The following is an 8,379-nucleotide window of genomic DNA, read 5'->3' as shown; positions in this document are numbered from 1 at the left end:
CTCACCCTCACGGCCTTGTAGCGATCACTAGCGACTCGACACCGCACATGATCACTCAAGGCCGTCTTGCTGTCCCCGAAACGATCAAACCCCGCTCAGCACAACAATCCGGAGGATAAAGAACAAGCTAGGCGAGGGTGATCTCCACGGGGAGCTTCTTGATGCCGTTGACGAAGTTGGAGCGCACACGGGGCACCTCGCCGGTGAGGCGGATGTCGGCGAGGCGGGGGATGAGCTCCTCGAACATGATGCGGATCTCGGTGCGCGCCAGGAGGTTGCCCAGGCACAGGTGAGGGCTGCCCTTGCCGAAGGTGACGTGGTCGTTCTTGGTGCGGGTGACGTCGAAGGCGTACGGGTCGGAGAAGACGGCCTCGTCGCGGTTGCCCGCGGCGTACCACATGACGACCTTGTCGCCCTCCTTGATCTGCTTGCCGCCCAGGTCGACGTCCCGGGTCGCGGTGCGGCGGAAGTGGTAGACGGGGGAGGCCCAGCGCAGGAACTCCTCGACGGCGTCCGGGATGAGCGAGGGGTCCCGGCGCAGCAGGTCGAGCTGGTCCGGGTGCTGGATCAGGGCCAGCATGGTGTGGGAGATGGCGTGCCGGGTGGTCTCGTTGCCGGCGACGACGAGCAGCAGGAAGTAGTTGTCGAAGTCCTGTTCCGACAGGGGGATGCCGTCGCGCGGGGTCTGGTTGACCAGGCGGGAGACCAGGTCGGTGCCATCGCCGCCGCGGCGCTGCCTGGCCAGTTCGCGGCCGTACTCGAAGACCTCCAGTGAGGCGGGGGAGCGGAAGGGCAGGTGGCGGTATTGCTCGCTCTCCTCGCTGTCCAGGAGCACGTCGGCGTAGTCGGGGTCGGTGTTGCCGATGATGCGGTTGCCCCAGTCGATGAGCTTCTTGGTGTCGCCGTCGGGGACGTCGAGCAGGCGGGCCAGCACGTTGATGGGGAAGTCGGCGGAGACGTCGGTGACGAAGTCGAAGGCGCCCTTGGCGAGGGCGGCGTCGAGGGTGGTGGCGGTCAGGCCGCGCAGGAAGTCGGCGTACTGGCTGATGACCGCGGCGCCGAACTGGCGCTGGAGCAGGCTGCGCAGGGCGCGGTGGCGCACCCCGTCCAGCTCGAGGATGGAGGCACGGCGCTTGATCTGGTCGTCGTCGACCTCTTCCAGGTTGACGAACTTGGTGGAGGTGAACGTCTCGGCGTCGCGGTCGACGCGGGTGATGTCCTCGTGGCGGGTGACGGCCCAGAAGCCGGCGTTGGGCGCGGGCTCCGGCTGCCAGTGGACGGGGTCCTCCTGGTGCAGGGTGCGGAACATCCGCCACGGCGTGACGCCGTCGGTGAAGTTGCCGGGGTCGGCGAGGTCGACCTCGTCGAGGGGGAGGGGCTCGGGGATCACTGTGCTCTCACAGGTGGTAGGCGTACTCGGTGAACTCCCAGTCGGTGACGTGCCGATGGAAGCGTTCGATCTCGTTGCGCTTGTAGGCGAGGTAGGAGGCGGCGAAGTCCTTGCCGAGCAGGTCGGTCAGCTCACCGTCGGCTTCGAAGGCGTCCAGCGCGTCGGCGAGCGTCATCGGCAGCACCGCGGCCCGGGCGGTGTCGTAGCCGTACCCCTCCAGCGGGGGCGGCGGCTCCAGACCGGCGCGTACCCCCAGCAGCGCGGCGGCGATCGCGCCGGCGATCAGCAGGTACGGGTTCGCGCTCGCGTCGCCGAGGCGCAGCTCGAAGCGGGCGCCGGAGCCGCGCTCGGGCGGGACGCGCACCATGGCGCTGCGGTTGTCGAGGCCCCAGTCGATCAGCCAGGGCGCGAGCGTGTCGGGTCCGAACCGCTTGTAGGAGTTGATGGTGGGGTTGGCCAGCGCCGCGAGCGCCGGGGCGTGGGCCAGGACGCCGGCGATGGCGTGCCGGGCGCTGTCCGACAGCCCGTACGGCGCCGATGGGTCGTCGAAGGCGTTCGTGTCACCTGAGGTGCAGGACAGGTGGAGGTGGAAGCCGGAGCCGCCTTCGTCGTTGAACGGCTTGGCCATGAAGGTGGCCAGGCGACCCTCGGCGCGGGCCAGCTCTTTGATCGCCGCCTTGAACAGGAACGTGCGGTCGGCGGCGTCCAGGGCGGCGGAATGCACGAGGTTGATCTCGAACTGGCCGCTGCTGAACTCGTGGTTGCCCATGCTCGCGCCCACGCCGAGATCGCGCAGGTGGCGCAGCGTGCGCAGGAGGTGGCCGTCGGGGTCGCCGCGGCGCCCGGCGACGTAGACGTTGCCGGGGGCCTCGGCGTAGCGCCGCCATCCGCTGGGCGTGCCGGGGGCGGGCTCGCACAGGAAGTACTCCAGCTCAGGGCCCACCACCGGGCTCAGCCCCTGCTCGGAGCAGCGGTCGAGGACGGCCCTCAGCAGGTCGCGCGGCGACTCGGGCACGGCGTCCCCGGTGGCGGGATCGACGACCTCGCCGAGACACCAGGCGACGCCGGGTTCCCACGGCAGCGGGTTGAGCGTGCCGAGGTCCGGTCGCACCACGATGTCGGGCAGCCCGGCGTCCAGACCGCCCGCGACCGGCACCACGTCTCCCTGGGGGCTGGTGTGGTAGACGGCGCGGCAGAAGGCCAGCCCGTGCTCGCAGGCGCCGGCCAGGTGGTCGACCAGGACATCCCGCGCCCGGTCGGTGCCGATGAGGTCGGGGTAGACCACGCGGACCACGTCCACGTCCTGACCGGCCAGGCGGTCCAGGTGCTCGTGGATGCGTGCGATGTCGTGAGCGCTCATCGGCGTCTCCTCGGGCGGGGAGGGGGGAGGCACTACGGCGTGACCGCAGGTTCGTTTGAAGCCAAACGATATGTGCTGGTAGGCAGCCTCGCAAGAGGGTGACCCTCCTATTTTGCGTGGTCCCGGCTCTTGACCTGGTCGTCTCCATCTCCTTATGTTGTTTGGACCCAAACGAATTAGGGGGTATGGCCTTGAAGGTCGTCGTCGACATGAACAAGTGTCAGGATCACGGGCAGTGCGTGTTCGCCGCTCCCGACGTCTTCCAGCTCGACGACGCCGGGCATCTGGCGTACGTCGCCGAGCCGGACGAGTCGCTGCGCGCCGACGTCGAGGACGCCGCGGACGTGTGCCCGCTGCAGGCCATCACGATCGAGGACTGACGTGACAGGTCGTGTCGTCGTGGTCGGCGCCTCGCTGGGTGGCCTGCGCGCCGCCGAGCAGCTGCGCGCGGCCGGCTGGACCGGGGCGATCACCGTGGTCGGTGACGAGCCGGTGATGCCCTATAACCGGCCGCCCCTGTCGAAGGAGGTGCTCGCCGGCAAGGGTTCCTTCGAGTCGCTGGCCTTCCGGCCCCGGGCGAGCGTCGCCGACGTGGAGTGGGTGCTCGGTGCCGCCGTGACCTCCGCGGACCTGGGCCGTCGTGTTCTGGGCCTGGCCCATGGCGCCGAGCTGGCCTTCGACGGCCTGGTCGTCGCCACCGGCGTGCGCCCGCGGCGGCTGGGCTGCCCGGGCCCGCTCCGAGGCCGCCACACCGTTCGCACCGTGGCCGACGCCCGCGCCCTGCGGACCGAGCTGGTCCGCCCGGGCGCGCGGGTCGCCGTGGTCGGCGCCGGGTTCATCGGCTGCGAGGTGGCCGCCACCGCCGTCGCGCTCGGCGCCGCCGAGGTGATCGTGGCCGATCCGGAGCCGCTGCCGATGCTCCGTCCTCTCGGCGAGCTGCTGGCCCGCGACCTGCTACGCCGCCACGAGCAACGGGGTGTGCGCTTCGCGCTCGGTACGGCCGTCACCGGTTTCGAGGGCGAGGACCGGGTGACCGGTGTGGTGCTGGGGGACGGGCGGCGGCCGGCCGCGGACGTGGTGATCGAGGCGGTGGGCTCTATTCCCAACACCGAGTGGCTGGCGGGCAACGGCCTCGACCTCGCCGACGGCGTGCGCACCGACGAGCTGCTGCGCGTGGGCGGTCTGCCGCACGTGGTGGCCGTCGGCGACGTCGCCCGCTTCCCCAACGCCCGCTACGACGGTGTGCCGCGCCGCATCGAGCATTGGTCGATGCCCGCCGACACCGCCAAGCGCGCCGCGAGAACCCTGGCCGCGCATCTCGCCGGTGCCGAGCCCGACCCTGAGCCGTTCGCGCCGCTGCCCACCTTCTGGAGCGACCAGCACGACTTCCGCCTGCAGTGCTTCGGCGCCCCGGCGCTCGGCCTGGACGACGTCCGCGTCCTCGAGGGCGAGCCCGGCGGTGACGTCGTCGCCGGCTACCACTCGGCCGGACGGCTGGTCGGCGTCGTCGCCCTGGGCGGCCCCGCCGCCACCGCCGCGGCCGCCCGTCACCGCTCCGGCCTGCTCAAGCCGCCCGCTCTCACCGCCTAGAGGAAACGCATGACCTTCTGGTATCCGCACACGGCCACTGGCCGGTCCTCCTTGATCCCCGCACCGCCGTGGCGCTACTCCGGCGACCTGCTCACCGTCGAGTACCGCACGGACCCGGCCCGGGTCCGGGAGCTGCTGCCCGAGCCGCTGGAGCTCGCCCCCGAGGACCCCGGCGCGGTCGCGCTCATCTGGGCCGACTGGCAATCCTGCTCCGCCTCGGGGGAGGAGCTGCTCGATCCGGTACGCGCCCAGTACAAGGAGGCGTTCGCGGTCGTGCGCTGCTCCTATCGGGGGCGTACGTACTCCCGCTGTGTCTACATCTGGGTGGACAAGGACTTCGCGATCGCCCGCGGCCTCCATCAGGGCTACCCCAAGAAGCTCGGCTCCATCCACCTGACCCGTCCCCACCCGTACGGGCCCGCGCCGCGCATCGAACCGGGCGCCCGTTTCGGCGCGACGCTCGCCGCCGCCGACCGGAGGCTCGCGCAGGTCGTGGTGACGCTGCGCGAGCCGGCGGAGAGCAACGGGTTCGTCAACGGCCATCCGATGGCGCACCACCGCCGGCTGCCCTCCGTCGAGAAGGGCGGCGGGCTCGCGCTCGACGAGCTCATCGAGTCCGGCGCGGCCTCCTTCGAAGGCGGGACGCCCTGGCGGGGAGAGGCCGACCTGGAGCTGTTCGAGGCGCCTACCGAGGAACTCGCCCAGTTGGAGATCCACGAGCCGATCGGCGCCTACTACCGCCAGGTCGGCGTCGTGTGGGACGGCGGCACGGTACTCGAAGGAAAGGAACGCTGATGACCGCGCACACCGCGACCGTCGCCGGGATCGCCGTCGACACCCGGCACTGGATCGGCGGCGCCCGCGTCGCCTCCGCCACGACCTTCACCGACGAGTCACCCATCGACGGCCACGTCCTCGCCGAGATCGCCCGCGGCGGGGAGGCCGAGGCCGAAGCGGCCGTCGCCGCGGCCCAGGCCGCCTTCCCCGCCTGGGCGGCCACGCCGCCCGCCGAGCGCGCCCGCCTCCTGCGCGCGATCGCCGACGGCGTCGACAAACGCCTCGAGGAGCTGGCGATCGTCGAGACGACCGACAACGGCGCGCTGCTGCGCTCGCACCGGCGCGGCGTGATGCCGCGGGTCGCGCACAACTTCCGCTTCTTCGCCGACTGGCTGGAACGCCTCGGGCACGAGGACTTCGACACCCGCGGCCACGCCAACCACGTCTCCTGGGACCCGGCGGGCCCGTGCGTCCTGATCACGCCGTGGAACGCGCCGCTGATGCTGTCCACCTGGAAGGTGGCCCCCGCGCTGGCCGCCGGGAACACCGTGGTGCTCAAGCCCGCCGAGTGGTCGCCGCTCACCGCCTCGCTGCTGGCCGACATCGCCTCCGAGGCCGGGCTGCCGGCGGGGGTCCTCAACGTCGTCCAGGGATACGGCGCGGAGGCGGGCGCCGCCCTGGTGGCCCATCCGGGCGTCCGCCGCATCAGCTTCACCGGCTCGGTGCCCACCGCCAAGCACATCGCCCGAGCCGCCGCCGCCAACCTCGTCCCCACCAGCTTCGAGCTGGGCGGGAAGTCGCCGCTGCTGGTCTTCGCCGACGCCGACCTCGACCTTGCCGTGGAGCTGGCGGTCGAGCAGTACGACAACGCCGGGCAGGTGTGCCTGGCCGCGACCCGGCTGCTCGTCGAGTCCTCGATCGCCGAGGAGTTCACCCGCCGCTTCACCGCCAAGGCGGCGGAACTGCGCCAGGGCGACCCGCGGGACGAGGCCACCGACATCGGGCCCAACATCCACGCCCGTCAGCTCGACAAGATCGACGGGTTCGTGCGGCGGGCGCTGGCCGCAGGAGCGCGAGCCGTCATCGGCGGCGGCCCGAACACCGGCCTCGGCGGCCTGTACTACCGGCCGACGCTGCTCACCGATGTGGCCCAGGACAGCGAGATCGTCCAGGAGGAGGTGTTCGGCCCGGTGCTGACCCTGCAGACCTTCGACACCGAGGAGGAAGCGGTCCGGCTGGCCAACGACACCCGCTTCGGCCTGGCCGCCACCGTCGCCACGGGCGACCGCGCCCGCGCCGAGCGGGTCACCGCCCGGCTCGTCGCCGGGACGGTCTGGGTGAACTGCTTCTTCGTTCGCGACCTGCAGGCGCCCTTCGGCGGCTCCCGCGCATCCGGCGTCGGCCGCGAGGGCGGCACCTGGAGCTTCGACTTCTACTGCGACCTGAAGAACACCGTCACCGCGCCGAAGGGATGGAACGGCCATGGGTGAGATCGTCGGGGCGGGCCTGCTGGCGCACGTCCCCACCATCGTGCTGCCGGAGGAGGAACGCAGGGAGCTGAACGAGGGCAAGGAGATCACCCTCGTCACCGGCCTGCGCGAGCTGCGCCAGGAGGTCTTCGAGACCCTCGACTACGACACCGTCGTGGTGCTGGACTCGCACTGGGCCACCACCGTGGAGTTCGTGGTCACCGCGCACGACCGCCGCGCGGGGCTGTTCACCTCCGAGGAGCTGCCGCGCGGCATGTGCCGGATGCTGTACGACTTCCCGGGCGACCCCGAGCTGGCTCACAACGTGGCCTCCTTCGCCGACAAGCACGGCACCTGGATCACCCCGATCGACGACACGTACCTGCCGATCTACTACGCCACCATCAACCTGTGGAAGTTCCTCGGCGAGGGCCTGCCGGACAAGCGGTGGGTCACGATCGGGGTGTGCCAGACCGGCGACATGGAGGACCACCTGCGCCTGGGCCGCGCCCTGGCCGACGGCATCGCGGCCACCCCCGGCCGCAAGGTGCTGATCATCGCCTCCGGCGCGCTGTCGCACACGTTCTGGCCGCTGCGCGAGCTACGCGACCACGAGGCCAGCGACCCGCGCCACATCTTCACCCCCGAGGCGCGTGCGGCCGATGAGCAGCGCATCGCCTGGTTCAAGCAGGGCCGCCACGACCGGGTCCTGGAGACGATGCCGGAGTTCTGGCGGTTCAAGCCGGAGGCCCGCTTCTCCCACTACCTCATGATGTCCGGCGCACTCGGGGAGACGGCCTGCACCGCGCCCGCCCGCCAGTACGGGGAGTACGAGAACTCCGTCGGCACCGGCCAGGTCCACCTCTGGTTCGACCGCCCCGCCGGCGGCTGGACCGTCCCCCGACAGGAGCACACCCATGCCTGAGTACCGCCGGATCCTGATCAACGGCGCCGTCGTCGAGACGGTTCGCGAGGGGGACGAGCTCATGGCCGGCGACGGCCGCCGTGTGAAGATCGACGACGCGGTCCATCTGCCGCCGGTCGTCCCCTCGAAGATCATCGCGGTGCACCTCAACCACCGCAGCCGGGTCGAGGAGTTCCAGATCAAGCTCTCGGCCACGCCGACGTACTTCCACAAGCCGACCTCATCGCTCAACGCCCACCGGGGCGAGGTCGTGCGCCCCGAGGGCTGCAAGTGGCTCAACTACGAGGGCGAGGTGGCCATCGTCATCGGCCGGACCTGCCGCAACATCGCTCCCGCCGACGCGGAGGAGTACATCGCCGGTTACACCGTCGCCAACGACTTCGGCCTGCACGACTTCCGTGACACCGACGCCGGCTCCATGCTGCGGGTCAAGGGCTCCGACACCCTCTGCCCGCTCGGTCCGGGCCTGGTCACCGACTGGGACTTCCACGGCAAGCACCTGCGCACGTACGTCAACGGCGAGCTCGCCCAGGACGGCTCCACCGACGAGATGACGTGGGACATGCACTACCTGGTTGCCGACATCGCCCGCACCATCACCCTCTACCCCGGCGACGTCCTGCTGTCCGGCACGCCCGCCAACTCCCGTCCCGTCCAGCCGGGCGACCTGGTGGAGGTCGAGGTGGAGGGCCTGGGACGGCTCGCCAACCGCGTCGTCACCGGCCCGGCTCCGATCCGCACCGACGTCGGCGCGCAGCCCACCGAATCGGAGGAGGTCCTCTCCACTGCCCTCGGCGGCGACTGGGAGTTCCGCGGCATCCGCCCACCGCGACGCTGACCCTCTTGCCAGACGACGACTCACGCTTCA

General features: G+C 71.2%; 8 protein-coding genes. 6 read left to right on the top strand and 2 right to left on the bottom strand.

The window, feature by feature from the left end:
• Positions 1-127: 127 nt before the first annotated feature.
• Complete coding sequence (locus Q9G87_RS21165; protein ID WP_305918140.1) at positions 128-1,390, bottom strand: cytochrome P450; 1,263 nt, start codon at positions 1,388-1,390, stop codon at positions 128-130.
• Positions 1,391-1,397: 7 nt separating this feature from the next.
• On the bottom strand, positions 1,398-2,750 hold the full coding sequence (locus tag Q9G87_RS21160; RefSeq protein ID WP_305918139.1) for a glutamine synthetase family protein: 1,353 nt from the start codon (positions 2,748-2,750) through the stop codon (positions 1,398-1,400).
• A gap of 185 nt (positions 2,751-2,935) precedes the next feature.
• On the opposite strand from Q9G87_RS21160, the gene Q9G87_RS21155 reads away from it, so the two are divergent.
• From Q9G87_RS21155 to Q9G87_RS21130, 6 genes are read left to right on the top strand one after another with little or no spacing between them, the layout of a single operon-like run.
• Positions 2,936-3,130 carry a ferredoxin gene (locus Q9G87_RS21155; protein WP_327582865.1) on the top strand — a complete coding sequence of 65 codons (195 nt, stop codon included), beginning with the start codon at positions 2,936-2,938 and terminating at the stop codon, positions 3,128-3,130.
• Position 3,131: 1 nt separating this feature from the next.
• Entirely contained in the window at positions 3,132-4,340 is a 1,209-nt protein-coding gene (locus tag Q9G87_RS21150) for an NAD(P)/FAD-dependent oxidoreductase (RefSeq protein ID WP_305918138.1), read from the top strand.
• Positions 4,341-4,349: 9 nt separating this feature from the next.
• A complete protein-coding gene (locus Q9G87_RS21145) occupies positions 4,350-5,135 on the top strand; it encodes an acetoacetate decarboxylase family protein (RefSeq protein WP_305918137.1) in 786 nt (261 codons plus the stop codon).
• Positions 5,135-6,607 (top strand): aldehyde dehydrogenase, encoded by a 1,473-nt coding sequence (locus tag Q9G87_RS21140; protein WP_305918136.1) that lies wholly within the window; start codon positions 5,135-5,137, stop codon positions 6,605-6,607. Before Q9G87_RS21145 ends, Q9G87_RS21140 begins: the two co-directional genes overlap by 1 nt.
• Positions 6,600-7,511, top strand: coding sequence for a 3,4-dihydroxyphenylacetate 2,3-dioxygenase (locus Q9G87_RS21135; protein WP_305918135.1), 912 nt, complete (start codon positions 6,600-6,602; stop codon positions 7,509-7,511). Before Q9G87_RS21140 ends, Q9G87_RS21135 begins: the two co-directional genes overlap by 8 nt.
• Positions 7,504-8,349, top strand: coding sequence for a fumarylacetoacetate hydrolase family protein (locus Q9G87_RS21130; RefSeq protein ID WP_305918134.1), 846 nt, complete (start codon positions 7,504-7,506; stop codon positions 8,347-8,349). Before Q9G87_RS21135 ends, Q9G87_RS21130 begins: the two co-directional genes overlap by 8 nt.
• The last annotated feature ends 30 nt before the right edge of the window (positions 8,350-8,379 follow it).

Source organism: Nonomuraea turcica (assembly GCF_030718205.1).
Classification (GTDB): domain Bacteria; phylum Actinomycetota; class Actinomycetes; order Streptosporangiales; family Streptosporangiaceae; genus Nonomuraea.
Note: the sequence above shows the minus strand (reverse complement) of the source record. Positions and strands in the feature narration are given on the sequence as shown.